Origin of the sequence: Streptomyces jumonjinensis (assembly GCF_009600885.1) — a bacterium.
Taxonomy (GTDB): domain Bacteria; phylum Actinomycetota; class Actinomycetes; order Streptomycetales; family Streptomycetaceae; genus Streptomyces; species Streptomyces jumonjinensis.
This window is the reverse complement of sequence record NZ_VCLA01000086.1, coordinates 1-18,461: the sequence shown is the minus strand read 5'-3', so window position 1 is coordinate 18,461 and position 18,461 is coordinate 1. Positions and strand designations below refer to the sequence as shown.

Sequence of the window (18,461 nt, the reverse complement as noted above, 5' to 3'; positions counted from 1 at the left end):
ACGCCACGGCCGAGCCCCGCGCGCCCGCACCGGGCGGCAGGGCCCCGGAGCCGGGGCCCCCGGCGGCCGGAAGCCCATCGGCGGACGGTACCCCCGGCCGCCCCAAGGACCCCGGCCGCCCCAAAGCCCCCGGCCGCCCCCCGCCCCCCGGTCTCGGGCGGCGTACCGCCCACTTCACGCCCACGCTCGCCAGATGCGCCCCGCCCACCACCGCCGTGGCCCGCAGCCACGCGGCCCGGCGTCCGGGGTCCGCCGAGGCGGCCAGCAGTCCCGTCGCGAGCCAGAGCGCCGCGTGCTCACCGGCGTACGAGAGCGCCCGGGCCGTCGCGGCGACCGCCGGGCGGTCGCCGCAGGCCCGCATCACCGCCAGCACTCTCTCGTCGGCCGCCGCACAGTCGGCGTATCCCATGCGCCACCCCTTCCTCAGAGCCCGGCCCGACTCTTCTGGCGACCAGCCGACATTTCACGCCATTCTTTGATGACACTCGTTTAATCACCCATTTCGGCGAGTCCATAAGGCGCTCCGAAAATGCGGGCATAAGCGGCTATACGGTCACAACCATGTCTGCCGACACCCATCCCACCCCCGTCGCGGAACCCGGCGTCGCGGAACCCGGCCCCCCGCCCCCCTCCGCCCCGGACCCGTTCGTCTCGGTCACCGGCTGGGGCCGCACCGCCCCCACCACCGCCTCCGTGCTGCGCCCCCGCTCCCCCGCCGAGGCCGCCGAGGCGGTACGCGACTGGGGCGTACGCGGCGGAATCGCCCGGGGTCTCGGCCGGGCCTACGGCGACGCGGCGCAGAGCGCGGGCGGCACCGTGCTCGACATGACCGCCCTGCGCCGTATCCACGCCATCGACGACGCGACCGGGACGGTCGTCTGCGATGCCGGGGTCAGCCTCCACCGGCTGATGGAAGTCCTGCTGCCGCTCGGCTGGTTCGTACCGGTGACCCCCGGCACCCGGCAGGTGACCGTGGGCGGCGCGATCGGCGCCGACGTCCACGGCAAGAACCATCACATCAGCGGCTCCTTCTCCCGCCATGTGCACGCGATCGAACTCCTCACCGCGGACGGCGGAATCCACACCGTCGTCCCCGGCACCGAACTCTTCGACGCGACGGCGGGCGGCATGGGACTGACCGGGGTGATCCTCTCGGCCACCCTCCAGCTGCACCGCGTGGAGACCTCGCTGATCTCCGTCGACACCGAACGGGTCGCGGGCCTGGACGACTTGATGGCCCGGCTCGCCGCCACCGACCACCACTACCGCTACTCCGTCGCCTGGATCGATCTGCTCGCGCGCGGACGCTCGCTCGGCCGCGCGGTCCTCACCCGGGGGGAGCACGCCCCGCTGGACGCGCTGCCCGCGCGCGCCCGCCGGAACCCCCTCGCCTTCCGCCCCGGACAGCTCCCCGCGCCCCCCGCCTTCGTCCCGGCGGGGCTGCTCAACCGCACCACCGTGGGGCTGTTCAACGAATTCTGGTACCGCCGGGCCCCCCGCTCGCGGACCGGCCGCCTCCAGCGTCTGTCCGCGTTCTTCCACCCCCTCGACGCCGTGCCGCACTGGAACCGGATCTACGGCCGCGACGGCTTCGTCCAGTACCAGTTCGTCGTCGGCCACGGCCAGGAGGAGACCCTGCACCGGATCATCGCCCGGATCTCCCGGCGCCGCTGCCCCTCCTTTCTCGCGGTCCTCAAGCGCTTCGGCGAGGCCGGCCCCGGCTGGCTCTCCTTCCCGATGCCCGGCTGGACGCTGGCGCTGGACATCCCGGCCGGTCTCGACGGGCTCGGGGCCTTCCTCGACGAACTCGACGAGGAGGTCGCGGCGGCGGGCGGCCGGGTCTATCTCGCCAAGGACTCCCGGCTGCGCCCGGAACTGCTCGCCGGGATGTACCCCCGGCTCGCGGACTTCCGCTCCCTGCGCTCCCGGCTGGACCCATGCGGAGTCTTCACCTCCGACCTCTCCCGCCGGCTCACGCTCTGAGCCCTCGTCTGCCCCCGCCGGCTCGCCCTCTGAACCCCTACCTCCCTCCCCACCAGGAGCAGTCATGAAGGACGCCTTCGGCCACCCGCAGTCCCTGCTCGTTCTCGGCGGCGCGTCGGAGATCGGACTCGCCGTCGCCCGCCGTCTGATCGCCCGCCGCACCCGTACGGTCTGGCTGGCCGGCCGCCCCTCCCCCGATCTCGAAGCGGCGGCCGAGGGCCTGCGCGCCCTCGGCGCCGAGGTCCGTACAACGGCCTTCGACGCACTCGACCCCGACCCCCACGAAGAGGTGCTGGGCAAGGTCTTCGCCGAGGGCGACATCGACATGGTGCTGCTCGCCTTCGGGGTCCTCGGCGACCAGGCCAATGACGAGGGCGACCCCCCGGCGGCCGTCCGGGTCGCGCAGACCAACTACACGGGGGCGGTCTCGGCCGGTCTCGTCTGCGCGGCGGCGCTCCAGAACCAGGGGCACGGCTCGCTGGTGGTGCTCTCCTCGGTCGCGGGCGAGCGCGCCCGCCGCGCCAACTTCATCTACGGCTCCAGCAAAGCCGGTCTCGACGCCTTCGCCCAGGGCCTGGGGGACGCACTCCATGGAACAGGCGTACGAGTGATGGTGGTACGCCCGGGATTCGTCCGTACGCGGATGACGGCGGGGATGCCCGACGCCCCGTTCGCCACCACCCCCGAGGCCGTGGCCTCAGCCGTGGAACAGGGGCTTCGGCGCGGCTCGGAGACGGTGTGGGCACCGGGGTCGCTGCGGGTGGTGATGGCGGCGCTGCGCCATCTGCCGCGCCCGCTCTTCCGCCGGCTGCCGCTCTGACGGACTGCCGGACTGCCGGACTGCCGGACTGCCTGCCTTACGGTCTTACGGTCTTACGGGGTGAAGGGGGTGGCGGCGGGCTCGTCCACCGGGGAGCCCTGCGCGGGCACCGAGCCGACGCCGCCCCCGAAGACGTACGAGTTCAGCTTCCGCCAGACGCCGTCCGCCCCCTGCTCGTACAGCGAGAAGGCGGCACAGGTCCAGGAGGCGTCGAAGTCGGCGAGCTCCTCGTACGCCCGGTCCATCGCCTCTTCGGCGATGCCATGGGCGACGGTGACATGCGGGTGGTAGGAGAACTGGAGCTCGCGCACCAGCGGCCCGGACTCGTCCCGCACCAGCTGCTGGAGCCGGGAGCAGGCGACGGCCCCCTCCACGATCTTCACAAAGACCACGGGCGATACGGGACGGAAGGTCCCGGTCCCCGACAGCCGCATCGGGAAGGGCCGTCCGGCCTTCGCCACCTCGGCGAGATGCGCCTCGATGGCGGGCAGCAGCGCCGGATCGGCCTCGGTGGGCGGCAGCAGGGTGACATGGGTGGGAATGCCGTGCGCGGCGGGATCCCCGAAGCCCGCGCGCCGCTCCTGGAGCAGGCTGCCGTAGGGCTCCGGGACCGCGATCGAAACGCCGAGCGTTACGGTCCCCACGTCGTTCTCCTTCACTCGTCGGGTGCCGCTGTGCCACCCGTCGGACGGTTCGGCGGTCCCGCCGGCCGGCGGGCGGACGTACAGCCGCCAGTGTGGCGGCTGTACGGCGTGTGTGGCCAGAGGCGTTGGACACAGCGCGGCGGGGCCGGCGGGCCCCATACTGGTGGGCTCGGTCGCTTCCGGTCCCTACCGGTCCCTTGCCGGTCCCTTACCGGTTCAGTGCTTGGCGGGCAGGAAGCCCATCCGGTCGAAGGTCGTGGCCAGGGTCTCGGCGGCCACGGCACGGGCTTTCTCCGCCCCCTTGGCCAGGATCGAGTCCAGCGTCCCCGGGTCGTCCAGATACTCCTGCGTACGGGTACGGAACGGAGTGACGAACTCCACCATCACCTCGGCGAGGTCGGTCTTGAGCGCGCCGTACATCCGGCCCTCGTACTCCTTCTCCAGATCGGCGATCGCCTTGCCGGTGAGGGTGGAGTAGATGGTGAGCAGATTGCTCACCCCGGGCTTGTCGACGGGGTCGAAGCGGATCACCGTGTCGGTGTCGGTGACCGCGCTCTTGACCTTCTTCGCGGTGGTCTTCGGCTCGTCGAGCAGATTGATCAGGCCCTTGGGCGTGGAGGCCGACTTGCTCATCTTGATCGCCGGGTCCTGGAGGTCGTAGATCTTGGCGACCTCCTTGACGATATGCGGCGCGGGGATGGTGAAGGTGTCGCCGAAGCGGGTGTTGAAGCGCTCCGCGAGGTCACGTGTCAGCTCGATGTGCTGGCGCTGGTCCTCGCCCACCGGGACCGCGTCGGCCTGGTAGAGCAGGATGTCGGCGACCTGGAGCACCGGGTAGGTGAAGAGCCCGACGGTGGCCCGGTCGGCGCCCTGCTTGGCGGACTTGTCCTTGAACTGCGTCATCCGGGACGCCTCGCCGAAGCCGGTGAGGCAGTTCATGACCCAGCCGAGCTGCGCGTGCTCGGGGACATGGCTCTGGATGAAGAGCGTGCAGCGCTCGGGGTCGAGACCGGCGGCGAGCAGCTGGGCGGCGGCGAGCCGGGTATTGGCGCGCAGCTCCGCCGGGTCCTGCGGAACGGTGATCGCGTGCAGGTCGACGACCATGTAGAACGCGTCGTGGGTCTCCTGGAGCGCCACGTACTGGCGGATCGCTCCGAGGTAGTTCCCGAGGTGGAACGAGCCGGCGGTGGGCTGGATGCCGGACAGGGCTCGGGGACGGAGGGGCGCGGCGACGGGCGGGCGGTCTGGGGCCATGCCGCTCATTGTCTCAGGTACGGAAGCGGGCCCGGCTCCCTGGTGGGGTGCCCGGTCCCTGGTGGGGCGGGCGGGGTGCCCGGCTCCCCGGTGCGCCCGGCGGGGTCGGGGCCCTGAGGTGCTCCGACTCCGCCGGGGACAGGGGGTTACCCGCTCAGGCCCGGGGCGGGGTACGCGGCCATCAGCTCGGCGACCTCGGCGCGGATCGCGGTCAGCGCCTGCTCGTCGCCCGCCCCGGCGGCGCGCACGCCCCGGTCGATCCAGTCGGCGACCGCGGCCATGTGCTCGGTCCCGATCCCGCGCGAGGTGAGCGAGGGGGTGCCGATCCGGATGCCGGAGGGGTCGAAAGGCTTCCTGGGGTCGTAGGGCACGGTGTTGTAGTTGACGACGATCCCGGCGCGGTCGAGGGCCTTGGCGGCGACCTTGCCCGGCACCTCCTTGGGGGTGAGGTCCATCAGGATCAGATGGTTGTCGGTGCCGCCGGAGACCAGGTCGAAGCCGCGGGCGAGCAGCTCGTCGGCGAGTGCGCGCGCGTTGGCGACGACGGAGCGCGCGTACTCGGCGAAGGCGGGCTGGGCGGCTTCGTGGAGGGCGACCGCGATCCCGGCCGTGGTCTGGTTGTGGGGACCTCCCTGGAGCCCGGGGAAGACCGCCTTGTCGATGGCCTTGGCGTGCTCCTCGCGGGACATCAGCATCGCGCCGCGCGGGCCGCGCAGGGTCTTGTGGGTGGTCGTGGAGATCACATCGGCGTGGGGTACGGGCGAGGGGTGCGCGCCGCCCGCGATCAGTCCGGCGATATGGGCGATGTCGGCGACCAGCACCGCGCCCGACTCCCGGGCGATCTCCGCGAAGGCGGCGAAGTCGATGGTGCGGGGCAGCGCGGTGCCGCCACAGAAAATGATCTTCGGGCGCTCGGCGAGGGCCAGCTCGCGGACCTGGTCGAAGTCGATGAGGCCGGTGTCCTGGCGTACGCCGTACTGCACACCGCGGAACCATTTGCCGGTGGCCGAGACGCCCCAGCCGTGGGTGAGATGGCCGCCCATGGGCAGGGCCATGCCCATGACGGTGTCGCCGGGCTCGGCGAAGGCGAGATAGACGGCGAGATTGGCCGGGGAGCCGGAGTAGGGCTGGACATTGGCGTGCTCGACGCCGAAGACGGCCTTGGCGCGGTCGACGGCGAGCCGCTCGATCTGGTCGATGTTCTGCTGGCCCTCGTAGTAGCGGCGGCCCGCGTATCCCTCGCTGTACTTGTTCTGGAGCACCGTGCCGGAGGCTTCCAGGACGGCCCGGGAGACGTAGTTCTCGCTGGGGATCAGCCGCAGGGTCTCGGCCTGGAGCAGTTCCTCGGCGCCGACGAGCGCGGCCAGTTCCGGATCGGCGGCGGCCAGGGCGGGGTGGGGCAGGGGAAGAGTCACGGTGTCCTCCGGGTCCGTGTCACGACAGGGTCCCCGGGGTGCCCAGGCGGGCGGCACCTCTTCGGCTTGAGCGCGCCCGGCTCCCCCGCGGTCTCTTCCGCGTACGCCAGTCGCCGTGCGTAGGGTCGAGCTTAATGGTCGCGCCGCGCGGCCGGGTTTCTCCGTCCGACATGCGAGCGACGCGGCTGGGTTTCTCCGTCCGACATGCAAGCGGCGGAGCGGGGTTTCTTCGTCCGGCGGGCGAGCGACGATAGAAACAGGGGCGACACCCAGCCCCACGCAGGATGCCCTGTCTCAACGTGAACGCTCTATGTGAACGGAGATCCCGTGTCTGCATCCGAGAGTGCGATCGCCGCCGCCGAGGCCCACAGCGCGCACAACTACCATCCGCTCCCCGTCGTCGTCGCGACGGCGGAGGGCGCGTGGATGACCGATGTCGAGGGGCGCCGCTACCTCGACATGCTCGCCGGGTACTCGGCGCTGAACTTCGGCCATGGCAACCGCCGGCTGATCGACGCCGCGAAAGCCCAGCTGGAGCGGGTGACGCTCACCTCGCGCGCCTTCCACCACGACCGGTTCGCGGACTTCTGCACCCAGCTGGCTGAGCTGTGCGGGATGGAGATGGTGCTGCCGATGAACACGGGCGCGGAGGCGGTGGAGACCGCGGTGAAGACCGCCCGGAAGTGGGGCTACCGGGTCAAGGGCGTACCGGACGGCAGGGCCAAGATCATCGTCGCGGCGGGCAATTTCCACGGCCGCACGACGACGGTGATCAGCTTCTCGACCGATCCCGAGGCGCGGGCGGACCACGGTCCGTACACCCCGGGCTTCCAGATCGTCCCCTACGGGGACCTCACCGCGATGGAGGCGGCGATCACGGAGGAGAACACCGTCGCCGTGCTGCTGGAGCCGATCCAGGGCGAGGCGGGGGTGCTGGTTCCGCCGCCCGGCTATCTGGCGGGGGTGCGCCGGCTGACCCGCGAGCGGAACGTGCTGTTCATCGCGGATGAGATCCAGTCGGGTCTGGGGCGCACCGGCCGGACGTTCGCCTGTGAGCACGAGGGCGTCGTGCCGGATGTGTATCTGCTGGGCAAGGCGCTGGGCGGCGGGGTGGTGCCCGTGTCGGCGGTGGTGTCGTCACGGGAGGTGCTCGGCGTCCACCGCCCCGGGGAGCACGGCTCGACCTTCGGCGGGAATCCGCTGGCCTGCGCGGTGGCGCTGGAGGTGATCGCGATGCTGCGCACGGGCGAGTACCAGCGGCGGGCGGCGGAGCTGGGGGAGCATCTGCACCATGAGCTGAATCTGCTGACCGGGACCGGGGCGGTCGAGGAGGTCCGCGGGCGCGGGCTGTGGGCGGGGGTGGACATCGCGCCCGGCCACGGCACGGGCCGGGAGATCTCCGAGCGGCTGATGGCACGCCGGGTGCTGGTGAAGGACACCCATGGGTCGACGATCCGGATCGCGCCGCCGCTGGTGATCAGCAAGGAGGATCTGGACTGGGGGCTGGAGCAGCTGCGGGGGGTGCTGGCTCAGTGAGCGGCGGGGCCGGGCCGGGCCGGGGCCGGGGGCTGCCGGTCCCGGGCCGGCCCTGTTGACCGGGACCGGCCCCGGATTCGGCTGATCGGGACCGGCCCCGCTCCGGCTGAGCGGTCAGAGGATGACGTGGGGCAGAAAGCGGGCGTACCCGTCCGTGATCAGCCCGCTCGACTCCCGGATGCCGAGGCCCGCGGCCTCGCCCTCCACCACCCAAGCGCCGAGCACCGTCCGGTTGCCGTCGAAGTCGGGCAGCGGGGCCAGCTCCTGGTAGCAGCAGCCCTCCTCCCGTACGACAGGGGGCTCGCCCGGCTGGTGGAGGGTGACGCCCGCGCCCTCGCGGCCGAGGAGGGGTTTGGCCGCGTAGCCGCGGCGCCCCGCGAGCTCGCGGGGCCCGTCCAGATAGGCGGGGAGCAGATTCGGATGCCCCGGATACAGCTCCCACAACACGGCGAGCAGCGCCTTGTTGGAGAGCAGCATCTTCCAGACGGGCTCTATCCAGCAGGTGCTCCCGGTGCCGCCGCCGTTGTCCAGGGTGTCCAGGACATGCGGCCCGAAGCGGTCGGTGGCCAGCCATTCCCAGGGGTAGAGCTTGAAGCAGCAGCGGATGAACCGCAGCCGCTCGTCCACGAAGCGCCCGGTGATCCGGTCCCAGCCGATCTGCTCCACCGAGAGCGCCTCGGTGTCGAGTCCGGCCTGCTGGGCGGTCTCGCGCAGATAGGCGACGGTCATCAGGTCCTCGCCGAGTTCGTCCCCTTCGGAGTGGGCGAAGTAGACGGGCCCCGGCGGCAGCAGCGGCGCCTGCCTCTTCCAGGCGTCGACCAGGCGTTCATGGAGCGAGTTCCACTGGTCGGCGCCGGGGAACCGCTCTTCCATCCAGAACCACTGCGGGCTCGCGGCCTCGACCAGCGAGGTGGGGGTGTCGGCGTTGTACTCCAGCATCCGGGCCGGGCCGCTGCCGTCGTAGTGGAGGTCGAATCTGCCGTAGAGGGAGGGGAGTTCGTCCCGTCGCCGCCATGCCTCGCCGACCAGTGACGCGAGCCTCGGGTCGGTGATGCCGAGATCGGCGAAGCGGTCCCGCTCCACGATGTGCGCGGCGGCGGCCAGGCACATGGCGTGCAGTTCCTCGACGGTCTCCTCCAGCGCCTCGACCTCGGGGAGCGAGAACTCGTAGTACGCGCTCTCGTCCCAGTACGGGCGCAGTGAGCCGTCCGGGTAACGGGTGAGGGGATAGATGCAGCCCTGCCCCTCGACGGTCTCCTGCCAGCCCGGACGGGGCTCGATGGTGTGACGTTTCATCGGATGCTCCCCGGTCTGTCCCTATTTCTCGGCGTTTCTCGGCGTGTCTCGGGGTTCTCGACGCTTTTCAGCCACCGCCGGAGCCGGAGCAGCCGAAGCCGCCCCGGTCGACGGCGGACTTGTCGAAGCTGCCGCCCTCGACCGTCGCGCCGTTCACCCTGCCGCCGTAGTAGTGGCTTCCGGTGCCGCTGGAGTCGTCGCACTCGTAGCTGGGCAGGTTGGTGAGGTCCGAGGGGTCGGCGCACCGCTTGTCCGGCTCGGAGCCACAGGAGGTGATCGCCATCGCGAGTACTCCCATGCCGCCGAGCACCACCGTGCTCGACCTCAGTCTGCGTCGCGCCATCAGAGAGCCGCCCCCATTTGTCACACTCGCGTGCAGAACTCGCTCAAGGTGTCGAATTCGCCGCCGACAGACTAGTGGCCGTCCCGCATGGGTGCGACTGTTCCAGCGCCCTTCGGTCCCGGCCGCCGCCACGCCGGGTTCACGCAGGGACACGCCTGGATCCGCCGGACGGTTCCCGCCCGTTCGCGGACCTGTTCGCGGACCTGTTCCCGGACCCGTTCGCGGACCCGTTCCCGGACCCGTTCCCGGACCCGTTCCCGGACCCGTTCCCGGACTGTTCGATGGACCTGTTCGATGGATCAGTCCTATGGCAGGACACGGCAGAGCGCGTCGAGCGCCCCCGCCCACGCGCTGTCCGACGGTCCGGCGTACCCCACCACCAGTGCGTCCCGCCCCGGCGGCGTGTCCGGGTGCCGGAAGCGCGAGAGTCCCTCCACGGCCAGCCCCTGCCAGGCCGCCGCCTGGACCACGGAGCGCTCGGCGCCCGGCGGGAGTTCGACGACCGCGTGCAGACCCGCCGCGATCCCCGTCACCCGGACGTCCGGCGCGCGCTCCGCGAGCGCTGCGACCAGTTGGTCGCGACGGCGGCGGTAGCGCTGCCGCATCCCCCGCACATGACGGTCGTACGCACCCGACGCGATGAACTCCGCGAGCGTCAGCTGATCGAGCGAGCTCAGCGCCCAGTCCACCGCTCCGCCCAGGGCCTTGGCCCGCAGCACCTCGTCGACGAGCTCCTGCGGCAGCACCATCCAGCCCAGCCGCAGCCCCGGCGCGAGGGACTTGCTCGCCGTACCCAGATAGACCACCCGGTCCGGGTCGAGCCCTTGCAGGGCGCCCACAGGCTGCCGGTCGTAGCGGAATTCGCCGTCGTAATCGTCCTCCAGAATCATCCCGCCCGTGGTCCGCGCCCAGTCCACGACGGCCGCCCGCCGGTCGGGGTGGAGCGGCAGCCCCATCGGGAACTGGTGCGCGGCGGTCAGCAGCACCGCGCCGGCCCCGCTCAGCACCTCCGGCGCGAGCCGGGTGCCGAGCTCGTCGAAGGGCAGTGCGGGGGTGCGCAGCCCGTGCCCGGTCAGTACGTCCAGATGCAGATCGAGCCCGTACGCCTCCACGGCCAGCGCCCGCGTCCGGCGTTCGCGCAGCACCTGCCCCAGCAGCATCAGGGCGTGGACGAAGCCCGAGCAGATCACGATCCGTCCGGGGTCGGCGCGGACTCCGCGCGCCCGCGCCAGATAGTCGGCGAGCGCGGTGCGCAGCTCGATCCGCCCATGCGGCCCGCCGTATCCGAACGCTTCGTCCGGGGCGTCGGTGAGCGCGCGGCGGGACGCCTTGAGCCACTCGGCGCGCGGGAAGGAGGCGACGTCGGGCCTGCCCGCGATCAGGCTGTGGCGCGGGCCCCGGCGGTCCGGCCGGAATCTGGCGGGCACGGCCGCTCTGCGCGGCTCGGCTCGGGGGGCGACCCGGGTTCCGGAGCCCTGGCGGGCGGTGAGCCAGCCCTCGGCGGCCAGTTCGGCGTAGGCCGCCGCCACGGTGTTGCGGGCCAGCCCCAGATCGGCGGCGAGGGTACGGGAGGACGGCAGCCGGGTGCCGGGGGCGAGCCGTCCGCTGCGTACGGCCTCGCGGAGCGCGTCCATCAGTCCCGTACGCAGCCGGGTGCCGCGCAGCTCCAGATAGAGATCGGCACCGGTGTCACCGCCGGAATCGGCCCATGGATCTCTCATGGAAATGGACCATACTCCTGCGCCATTGGCCCGTTAGATTCGGTTCCATGAGCACTGAGACGACGACCGGCGCGAACAGCGCGAAGAACCCCGAGCACCCGGCCCGGCTGCCCTGGACCCAGCTCGTTCCCGAGGTCTACAAGGCCATGGTCAAACTGGACGCCGCCGCCCGGCAGGGGGTCGATCCGGTGATCCTGGAGCTGGTGAAGGTCCGGGCCTCGCAGCTCAACCACTGCGCCTTCTGCCTCGATATGCACAGCAAGGACGCGCTCGCGGCGGGCGAGTCCATCGAGCGGATCATCCAGCTCTCCGCCTGGGAGGAGTCCCAGCACTTCTATACGGCCCGGGAGATCGCGGCGATCGAGCTGACCGAGGCGATCACGGTCCTCACGGACGGCTTCGTGCCGGACGCGGTGTACGAGAAGGCGGCGAAGCAGTTCACGGAGCCGGAGCTGGCGGCGCTGATCGCCTCGATCACGGTGATCAACGCGTGGAACCGGTTCGGGGTGACCGCGCGGATGGCCCCGGGCCACTACACGCCGGGGCAGCACGCCCACTGAGCCCTGGACCGGGGCCTGGGCCGTGTGGCACGGGTCTGGCCGCCGGGACCGTGGCATATGAGACGAGACGATACGACTCGTCTTGATTTTGGATCACTCCCGGTCCTACAGTCGGATCGAAACGAAACGAGACGATGCGTCTCGCACTCTTCATCATCGATTCCGGGAGCACTCCTCATGACCGCCACCCCCGCCGTACCGCCCCTCCCCGGCCGCGTCTGGTTCATCACCGGAGCGAGCCGGGGCCTCGGCCGGGCCTTCGCCGAGGCCGCGCTCGCCGCCGGGGACCGGGTGGCGGCCGTGGCCCGTGACACCGCCCCGCTGGAGCCCCTGGCGGCCGAATGGGGCGACCGGCTGTTCGTCCGCCCGCTGGACGTCACAGACCGGGCGGCCGTGCACACCGCCGTGGACGGAGCGGTACGGCACTTCGGCCATCTCGACATCGTCGTGAACAACGCCGGGTTCCTGTCCATGGGCATGGTCGAGGAGTTCGACGAGAAGCAGGCCCGCGCCCAGATGGACACCAACTTCTTCGGCGCGCTCTGGGTCAGCCAGGCCGTACTGCCCCATCTGCGCGCCCGGCGCTCCGGGCACATCCTCCAGATCTCCAGCATCGGCGCGCTGGCCGGATTCGCCCTCACCGGGCTGTACAGCGCGAGCAAGTTCGCCCTGGAGGGGATGAGCGAGGCCCTGGCGGCCGAAGCCGCGCGCTTCGGCGTCAAGGTCACGATCGTCGAACCCGGCGGCTACTGGACCGGCCTCTACACCAAGGGCCTGACGGCCACCGAACCGCTGGAGACGTACGCGCCGCTCCGCGCCGAGCTGGAGAAGCAGTTCGCCGAGGGCTCGGTGGACAGCCTGCCGCACCTCGCGGCCGAGGCCGTGCTGAAGCTGGTCGCGAGCGAGAACCCGCCGCTCCGGCTGCTGCTGGGGAGCATGGCGTACGACCTGGCCCTGGAGACCTCGCGACAGCGGGTGGACACCTGGGCCGCCTGGGAGGAGACCAGCCGCGCGGCCGAGCGGGGGGTGCCGGCTCCCGAGGGGTACGGCGCGTAGCGGGAGAGGGCGGGCCGGGGGGCGACCCGCCGGGCGGGTTTCGCGTTTCCTACTGGTTTGACACAATGAGTGCATGTCCGAGACGACGTACAGCATCGGCGAGGGGCCGGCCACCCGGGTCAGCCTCTCTCTGCCCGAGGGGACCGCGGACGCGATCCGGGCGCGGGTCGGTAAACGGGAGTTCTCCGCGTTCATCGCGGCTGCCGTCGAGCGAGAGCTGCGCGGCCAAGTGCTGGATGAGTACCTGGCGGACTACGAGAGCCGCAAGGGACCGGTCTCCGAGCAGACACGGCAGCGGGCGCGACAGGTCTTTGACGAGGTGTTCGCCGAGGAAGACCAGTGGCCCGCCGCAAGCTGAGTCACGAGGGGACCCTCATCCTGGACAGTGAGGGGCTCTCCAAGCTGCTCGGTGACGACGAGACGGCCGTGGCCCTGGTGGCCGAGGCGCGTTCCCGCGGCATGGAGGTGGTGATCTGCGCGCTCACCATCATCGAGGCCGTCCACGCGCGCACGGACAAGACCCGGCTGAGCTGGCTGCTGTCCGGTCTGCGTGTGGTGCCGGTGGGCGATGAGGAGGCGAAGGCGGCCTCGGCCCTCTTGATGGAGGCTGGGCTGCACGGTCATAAGTACGCCATCGACGCGGCTGTGGCCGAGGCTGCCCTGCGGCAGCAGCGCCCTGTGGTCATGCTGACCTCTGACATCGACGACATGGTCAAGCTGTGCGGCGACCGGGTCCGGCTCGTCGCCGTGTGATGCCGCAGGATCGATGTCCGTATGTTCCGTATGTCAGGCCGTACTCATCGGCGACGGCTGACAGCGAGCCATCCAGCACACGGGCAGCCAGGCCGGGCGGCGCGATCGCCTGTGTCCCGCGGACCGGGAACAGCGCCGACGACTTCGGCACCGTGGTCTTGGCCGGCGACCTGGACGGCGGCCGGCCCCCGGTCACCGCGCGGGGGACCCCCACCCGGCCGACCTCAGCCGCTGGAACGCCGTGTCCCCGCCCCGTCGCGGCAGCGATTCCTTGATCCGCCGCGCACACTCCTCCGGGCCCGCCGTCCCCGTATCGCACTCCACGTCGTACACCCCATGCGCATGCACCCGCTCGTACTGCCGGGCCGCCAGTCCCGCCGGGCGGTCGCCCCGCGCCCGCTCTCTGCGTTCCAACCCGCCGGCGGACAGTGGACTCCGACCAGCAGCACATCCTCCGGCACGAACTGGCCGAGACAGTCCCGCAGCCGCCACGGCTCGCTCAGCACATGGTCCACGACGACGTTGTTACCCGCCGCCGCCATCCCGGCCACCGCGCGGTGGTAGCCCATCCAGGTCCGCCGGAGGATCTCCGCCAGCCGTCCGGGCTCGTACTCCTGCCGGGTGCGCATCGCGTGGAACGCGTCCACCGGCATATGGAAGTACGGCTCATCCATGATCCGCAGCAGCTCCGCCGCGATGCTCGACTTGCCCGAACTGGACGTGCCGTTCAGAAAGATGATCTGTCCCCGGCCGCCGGACATCCAGCTCCTTCCAACCGTGATCACTGTCCCGACGAGCCTACTTCCCGGTGAGGGCGATCCGGTCCCGGACCGGATCGCCCTCACCGAGGGAGCGGCTGGGCTCTCAGGTCAGGCCACCCCGGAGACAGGGCATGCGTACGAAGGCCGCAAGCGGTGCGGCGAGCAGGCCACCAGGCTCACGGAGAGAAACCGCTGTCCGGTCAGCCACCAGCCGCCGACCACGTCCTCTCCCCCGGCCGCCCGATCGCCCACCGCCTCGATCCGGGCATCCAGGTTCTCCCGCTCCGCCCGGGAGACGAAGGCCTCGGCGTGCGGGCGGACCTGGAGGCCGAACCACCGCGCGGCCTCCTGTGGATCCGTCCATGTCCCCTGGACGAACGACGCAGGCTTCAGAAGCCACTGCGCGACTTCCAGCGGCGGCACGGGGGCAGTCGCGAATCCGGGGTGTACGTCCCTCCGGGGCCCGTCCCGGTGCAGATCGAATCCACTGCCGAGCCAGGTGTAGCCGTGGTGGTGACTGGCCAATGCCTCAGAGCGCCCCCTCGCCGCCTCTGCCCACGCCTGACCCGGCGCGGTCACCGCCGGCCACAGCCGTCGCCGTCCCCGCAGCCGCCGCTGTCGCCTTGGCCGTTGTCGTCGTCGGGGTCAGGGTCGGGGTCGGTCTTCGCGTACGGAGTTTGGGAGCGCTGAGTGGTCATGGGATCGGACTCCTCGCAGGTCGATGTCTGACGGTGCGAAGAGCGTCGAGCGCGGGAGAGGTACGGCTCAAGAGACTTGCGGGGGCTTGCAGATAGTCACCCGAGCGCGCTGATGGCGTCCGCGATCAGCGCGCGGGCCTGCGGGCCGTAGCACGCCATCGCCGCGAGCTCCGCGAACGTCCGCGTGTAGAAGGCGATCTCACTCGGCTGTTTCACCGTCACCTCTGCGGTGACCAGCTCGATCAGAACCTGCCTGTCGTCAAAGATCCAGAAGCCTTCCACAGGCCACATGACGCGGTCTGCGGACATGGGGATGATTCCGAAGCTGACCTGTGGCAGGGCAGCCGCCTTGAGCAGGTGCCCAAGCTGAGCTGCCATGATCCCGGCATCACCGAAACGAGCCCGCAGCGCGGCTTCCTCTACCAGCAGCGCGAAACGCCGTGATGCGTCGTAGAGGACACTTTGCCGGTGGATCCGCGCCTCGACCGCTTTCTCCGTGTCGTCAGGAATGCCGCTGAAAGCGATGATGCGGCTCATGATCACCCGAGCGTAGTCGGGGGTCTGCACAAGGCCAGGAATGACGCTCGGCTCGTAGACACGGAAGCGACGTGTCCGCTGATACAAGGGGACACGGGCGCGCTGGACAGGCTCCAGCCCTCTCCCTTCGACCCTCCACCACTCGACGTACAGCTCATCGATGTTGTGCAAGGCAGCCACAAGATCGGCGTACGTGTCAGGGGCTCCGCAGAGTTCGGCGTACTGCCGCAGGTCCTCCCGGGACGGCGAGGTCACGCCATTCTCCATGCGAGATGCCTTGGACTCACTCCAGCCGGCACGGGCCGCGAAGGCCCGCGCCGTCGTGAATCCGGCCCCTTTCCGCATCTCTCGCAGCCGGTTGCCCAGTGTCCTGCGGGCTTCCCGAACAGCGGAGGAAGGAGACTCGGCCACTGGTCAGGAGGTGATCTTGTACTCCGCATGCGGGATCGCTCGCTCCCACACCGCCTCGAACGCACTCACGCAGAGATCGCGGATCTTCGGGTCCTTCGTCAGCTCCATCCAGTCCTCTGCGCTCTCCCCGTCACCGGTGAAGTGGAGAACCAGCACGAGATCGTTGTCGAACACCCAGAAGTCGTTGCCGGGAAAGGCGATATCCGTGGCCTGTCGGCGTGGCAGCCAACGAATCTGCTCACCGGCCTCGACATTGGCATCCGAGTAGTAGTGCTCGAACCTGATGTAATTCGACTCCGGAACCGAGAACACCCGCGCCCGTCTGATCGCGACCCCCCGGTCACTAGCCTCCCGCACCCACGTGAGCCAATTCTGGAAGTCAGGGTCGGCAGTCAGGTCCTTGGGACGATGCCCTTCCCTCCAGGAGACGTAGTCGGGATCGGACTCCATATAGCCGTCCCGCATCTCCAGGTGGATCGCCGAATGACGAGCCGAGGCGAGCAACTCCTCAAACGTCGGCGGCTTCTCCACGCTTCATCTCCTCGAAGAACTGGACCATACGACGGGGGATCTCCACGACCGTCTCATGCGGCGGAATGTCCATCTGCGCCAGACGTTCCTCGTCCAGAACCTTCCATCCCTGGACAAGGTAGTTGTCGCTGTGGTCGTCCAGATAGACCGTGGGAGATCCGGCCTTCTTGCTCTCCGGGTCCTTGCCCAGCTTACGCAGTGCCATGCCGCCTCCTTGGTCGAGCTGACGATCTCCAGCACTCAGCATGCAACGAACTGCTCTCTCCAGCACGGAACTTGCTGACACTTGCAGCGCTTTAAGGTTCGGCGACGCCCTGCACACCGGCAGCGGCACCGACACCGGCACCAGCGCACAGCAGAACGCCCCCGGCTGCCGGAAACGCGGCGGCCGGGGGCGGTGAGCTCCGGGGGTGGATCAGATCAGGCCGAGCGCGCGAACCGCGTCGCGCTCCTCCGCCAGCTCCTGCACCGAGGCGTCGATCCGGGGGCGCGAGAACTCGTTGATGTCCAGGCCCTGGACGATCTCGTACGCGCCGTCCTTCGTGGTCACCGGGAAGGAGGAGATCAGACCCTCGGGAACGCCGTACGAACCGTCGGACGGGATGCCCATGGAGGTCCAGTCGCCGTCCGCGGTGCCGTTGACCCAGGTGTGGACGTGGTCGATCGCCGCGTTCGCCGCCGAGGCCGCCGAGGACGCGCCGCGCGCCTCGATGATGGCCGCGCCGCGCTTGGCGACGGTCGGGATGAAGGTGTCAGCCAGCCACGCCTCGTCGCCGATGAGCTCGGCCGCGTTCTTGCCCGCGATCTCCGCGTGGAAGATGTCCGGGTACTGGGTCGCCGAGTGGTTGCCCCAGATCGTCAGGCGCTTGATGTCGGAGACGGCGGCGCCGGTCTTGGCGGCCAGCTGCGAGATGGCGCGGTTGTGGTCGAGGCGGGTCATCGCGGTGAACCGCTCGGCCGGCACGTCCGGGGCGGCGGCCTGGGCGATCAGCGCGTTGGTGTTGGCCGGGTTGCCGACCACGAGCACCTTGATGTCGTCCGCGGCGTGGTCGTTGATGGCCCGGCCCTGCGGCTTGAAGATGCCGCCGTTGGCCTCCAGGAGGTCACCGCGCTCCATCCCCTTGGTACGCGGGCGGGCGCCGACCAGCAGGGCGACGTTGGCGCCGTCGAAGGCGACGTTCGGGTCGTCGGTGATGTCGATGCCGCGCAGCAGCGGGAAGGCGCAGTCGTCGAGCTCCATGGCCGTGCCCTGGGCCGCGCCCAGCGCCGGGGTGATCTCAAGAAGGCGCAGCTTGACCGGCACATCCGGGCCGAGCAGATGGCCCGAGGCGATGCGGAACAGCAGCGCGTAACCGATCTGGCCGGCCGCGCCGGTCACGGTGACGTTGACGGGAGTGCGGGTCATGGCGATCTCCGTAAGACAGCTGGCGGTGGGGGTCACTGCCCCGGGTCCGGAACGTCCCTTCCCACCGCTTCACTCAGCCCTGCGACTCTGACGAATCTTGATGTGAAGAGACATCCAGCGGTCAGGCTATCCGACCCTGTGCACAGGTGGCCGTCGGCCCCTTGTGGCGCGGCTCACGCGTACGGAGGTTCGGGTTCCGCGCCGGGTACGGGCCGCGCCCGTACCCCGGGTGCGGCCCCAGGCTCACCACTCGCCCGTACAGGCCCTCGCACCCGTCGCCTTCGCCGTCGCGCACGCCTCCGCCGTCGCGCCCTCGGGCACCGCCGTCATCATCGTGTAAGCCTCGCTCTCGGCCTTCACCAGCCCGTTCTGAACACCCTTCCCGCCCACGCTGATCGCCACCGCGTCCCCCGGCGCGGCATCCGTGAGCCGCGCCCACGCCGCCCCGCAGACCTTGCTGTAGCGCACCTCGACCCGGGCCGTGCCCAGCTTCGCCGACGACACGGTCTCGGCGAGCTCACCGCCGCAGCCCATCGCCTGCGGGTCCCCGCCGACGCACTCCTCACCCGTGCACTTCGTCTTCACGGCGGGCGCGGAAGGCGCGGAAGAGGCGGCCTCGGCGGAGGGGGTCCGCGACGCCTGGGGCGCGGCCTTCACCTCCTTGCCGCCGTCATCGGAGCCCACCAGCAGCACGGCCAGCACGATCACCGCCAGCGCGGCGGCCGCACCCGCCAGAA

General features: G+C 70.7%; 20 protein-coding genes, 2 pseudogenes and 1 riboswitch. Of the genes and pseudogenes, 7 read left to right on the top strand and 15 right to left on the bottom strand.

What is annotated here, in order from left to right; genetic code table 11:
• Positions 1 to 409 (bottom strand): annotated as a pseudogene (locus FF041_RS38900) (phosphatase PAP2 family protein); the annotation flags it as partial.
• A gap of 152 nt (positions 410 to 561) precedes the next feature.
• On the opposite strand from FF041_RS38900, the gene FF041_RS10400 reads away from it, so the two are divergent.
• A complete protein-coding gene (locus tag FF041_RS10400; RefSeq protein ID WP_153522303.1) occupies positions 562 to 1,983 on the top strand; it encodes an FAD-binding oxidoreductase in 1,422 nt (473 codons plus the stop codon).
• A 64-nt stretch (positions 1,984 to 2,047) separates the two neighbouring features.
• Positions 2,048 to 2,803, top strand: coding sequence for a decaprenylphospho-beta-D-erythro-pentofuranosid-2-ulose 2-reductase (locus FF041_RS10395; protein WP_153487752.1), 756 nt, complete (start codon positions 2,048 to 2,050; stop codon positions 2,801 to 2,803).
• 53 nt (positions 2,804 to 2,856) lie between these two features.
• Here FF041_RS10395 and FF041_RS10390 read toward each other — a convergent pair whose 3' ends face one another.
• From FF041_RS10390 to FF041_RS10380, 3 genes are all read right to left on the bottom strand, one after another.
• Positions 2,857 to 3,447 carry a 2'-5' RNA ligase family protein gene (locus tag FF041_RS10390; protein WP_323391575.1) on the bottom strand — a complete coding sequence of 197 codons (591 nt, stop codon included), beginning with the start codon at positions 3,445 to 3,447 and terminating at the stop codon, positions 2,857 to 2,859.
• 216 nt (positions 3,448 to 3,663) lie between these two features.
• The gene (gene trpS, locus FF041_RS10385) at positions 3,664 to 4,701 is read right to left on the bottom strand and encodes a tryptophan--tRNA ligase (protein WP_153522299.1); all 1,038 of its coding nucleotides are present in this window, start codon (positions 4,699 to 4,701) and stop codon (positions 3,664 to 3,666) included.
• 146 nt (positions 4,702 to 4,847) lie between these two features.
• A complete protein-coding gene (locus FF041_RS10380) occupies positions 4,848 to 6,116 on the bottom strand; it encodes a serine hydroxymethyltransferase (protein ID WP_323391573.1) in 1,269 nt (422 codons plus the stop codon).
• Between the two features lie 33 nt (positions 6,117 to 6,149).
• Positions 6,150 to 6,240: riboswitch (ZMP/ZTP riboswitch) on the bottom strand.
• A 203-nt stretch (positions 6,241 to 6,443) separates the two neighbouring features.
• Between FF041_RS10380 and rocD the strand changes: the two genes are divergently transcribed.
• Entirely contained in the window at positions 6,444 to 7,652 is a 1,209-nt protein-coding gene (gene rocD, locus FF041_RS10375) for an ornithine--oxo-acid transaminase (RefSeq protein ID WP_323391572.1), read from the top strand.
• A gap of 114 nt (positions 7,653 to 7,766) precedes the next feature.
• Here rocD and FF041_RS10370 read toward each other — a convergent pair whose 3' ends face one another.
• From FF041_RS10370 to pdxR, 3 genes are all read right to left on the bottom strand, one after another.
• Positions 7,767 to 8,948 (bottom strand): glutathionylspermidine synthase family protein, encoded by a 1,182-nt coding sequence (locus FF041_RS10370; RefSeq protein WP_153522297.1) that lies wholly within the window; start codon positions 8,946 to 8,948, stop codon positions 7,767 to 7,769.
• A gap of 67 nt (positions 8,949 to 9,015) precedes the next feature.
• A complete protein-coding gene (locus FF041_RS10365; protein ID WP_153522295.1) occupies positions 9,016 to 9,291 on the bottom strand; it encodes a hypothetical protein in 276 nt (91 codons plus the stop codon).
• Positions 9,292 to 9,596: 305 nt separating this feature from the next.
• Positions 9,597 to 11,012 (bottom strand): MocR-like pyridoxine biosynthesis transcription factor PdxR, encoded by a 1,416-nt coding sequence (gene pdxR / locus FF041_RS10360; protein ID WP_153522293.1) that lies wholly within the window; start codon positions 11,010 to 11,012, stop codon positions 9,597 to 9,599.
• A 47-nt stretch (positions 11,013 to 11,059) separates the two neighbouring features.
• Here pdxR and FF041_RS10355 point away from each other — a divergent pair, with 47 nt between their 5' ends.
• The 4 genes from FF041_RS10355 (at position 11,060) to FF041_RS10340 (ending at position 13,381) form a co-directional block, all read left to right on the top strand.
• On the top strand, positions 11,060 to 11,572 hold the full coding sequence (locus FF041_RS10355) for a carboxymuconolactone decarboxylase family protein (RefSeq protein ID WP_153522291.1): 513 nt from the start codon (positions 11,060 to 11,062) through the stop codon (positions 11,570 to 11,572).
• A 177-nt stretch (positions 11,573 to 11,749) separates the two neighbouring features.
• Complete coding sequence (locus FF041_RS10350; protein ID WP_153522289.1) at positions 11,750 to 12,628, top strand: SDR family NAD(P)-dependent oxidoreductase; 879 nt, start codon at positions 11,750 to 11,752, stop codon at positions 12,626 to 12,628.
• A 73-nt stretch (positions 12,629 to 12,701) separates the two neighbouring features.
• Positions 12,702 to 12,986, top strand: a complete 285-nt coding sequence (locus tag FF041_RS10345) for a hypothetical protein (protein ID WP_153522288.1) — start codon at positions 12,702 to 12,704, stop codon at positions 12,984 to 12,986.
• On the top strand, positions 12,968 to 13,381 hold the full coding sequence (locus FF041_RS10340) for a PIN domain-containing protein (RefSeq protein ID WP_323391568.1): 414 nt from the start codon (positions 12,968 to 12,970) through the stop codon (positions 13,379 to 13,381). The genes FF041_RS10345 and FF041_RS10340 overlap by 19 nt, the downstream gene beginning before the upstream one ends.
• A gap of 192 nt (positions 13,382 to 13,573) precedes the next feature.
• Here FF041_RS10340 and FF041_RS10335 read toward each other — a convergent pair.
• From FF041_RS10335 to FF041_RS10305, 8 genes and pseudogenes are all read right to left on the bottom strand, one after another.
• Positions 13,574 to 14,142: pseudogene (locus FF041_RS10335) on the bottom strand (chloramphenicol phosphotransferase CPT family protein).
• A gap of 108 nt (positions 14,143 to 14,250) precedes the next feature.
• Entirely contained in the window at positions 14,251 to 14,667 is a 417-nt protein-coding gene (locus FF041_RS10330) for a hypothetical protein (protein WP_153522286.1), read from the bottom strand.
• 50 nt (positions 14,668 to 14,717) lie between these two features.
• Positions 14,718 to 14,840 carry a hypothetical protein gene (locus FF041_RS40030; RefSeq protein WP_267133184.1) on the bottom strand — a complete coding sequence of 41 codons (123 nt, stop codon included), beginning with the start codon at positions 14,838 to 14,840 and terminating at the stop codon, positions 14,718 to 14,720.
• A 96-nt stretch (positions 14,841 to 14,936) separates the two neighbouring features.
• Positions 14,937 to 15,788 (bottom strand): helix-turn-helix domain-containing protein, encoded by an 852-nt coding sequence (locus FF041_RS10325; protein ID WP_323391567.1) that lies wholly within the window; start codon positions 15,786 to 15,788, stop codon positions 14,937 to 14,939.
• Positions 15,789 to 15,791: 3 nt separating this feature from the next.
• Positions 15,792 to 16,319: a DUF6879 family protein gene (locus tag FF041_RS10320; protein WP_323391565.1), complete on the bottom strand. Its 528-nt coding sequence runs from the start codon at positions 16,317 to 16,319 to the stop codon at positions 15,792 to 15,794.
• A complete protein-coding gene (locus FF041_RS10315; protein WP_153487779.1) occupies positions 16,297 to 16,524 on the bottom strand; it encodes a hypothetical protein in 228 nt (75 codons plus the stop codon). The genes FF041_RS10320 and FF041_RS10315 overlap by 23 nt, the downstream gene beginning before the upstream one ends.
• A gap of 210 nt (positions 16,525 to 16,734) precedes the next feature.
• Positions 16,735 to 17,724 (bottom strand): malate dehydrogenase, encoded by a 990-nt coding sequence (locus tag FF041_RS10310; protein ID WP_153522284.1) that lies wholly within the window; start codon positions 17,722 to 17,724, stop codon positions 16,735 to 16,737.
• Positions 17,725 to 17,967: 243 nt separating this feature from the next.
• A partial coding sequence (locus tag FF041_RS10305) for a DUF2690 domain-containing protein (RefSeq protein WP_153522282.1) occupies positions 17,968 to 18,461 on the bottom strand: 494 nt, incomplete at its 5' end.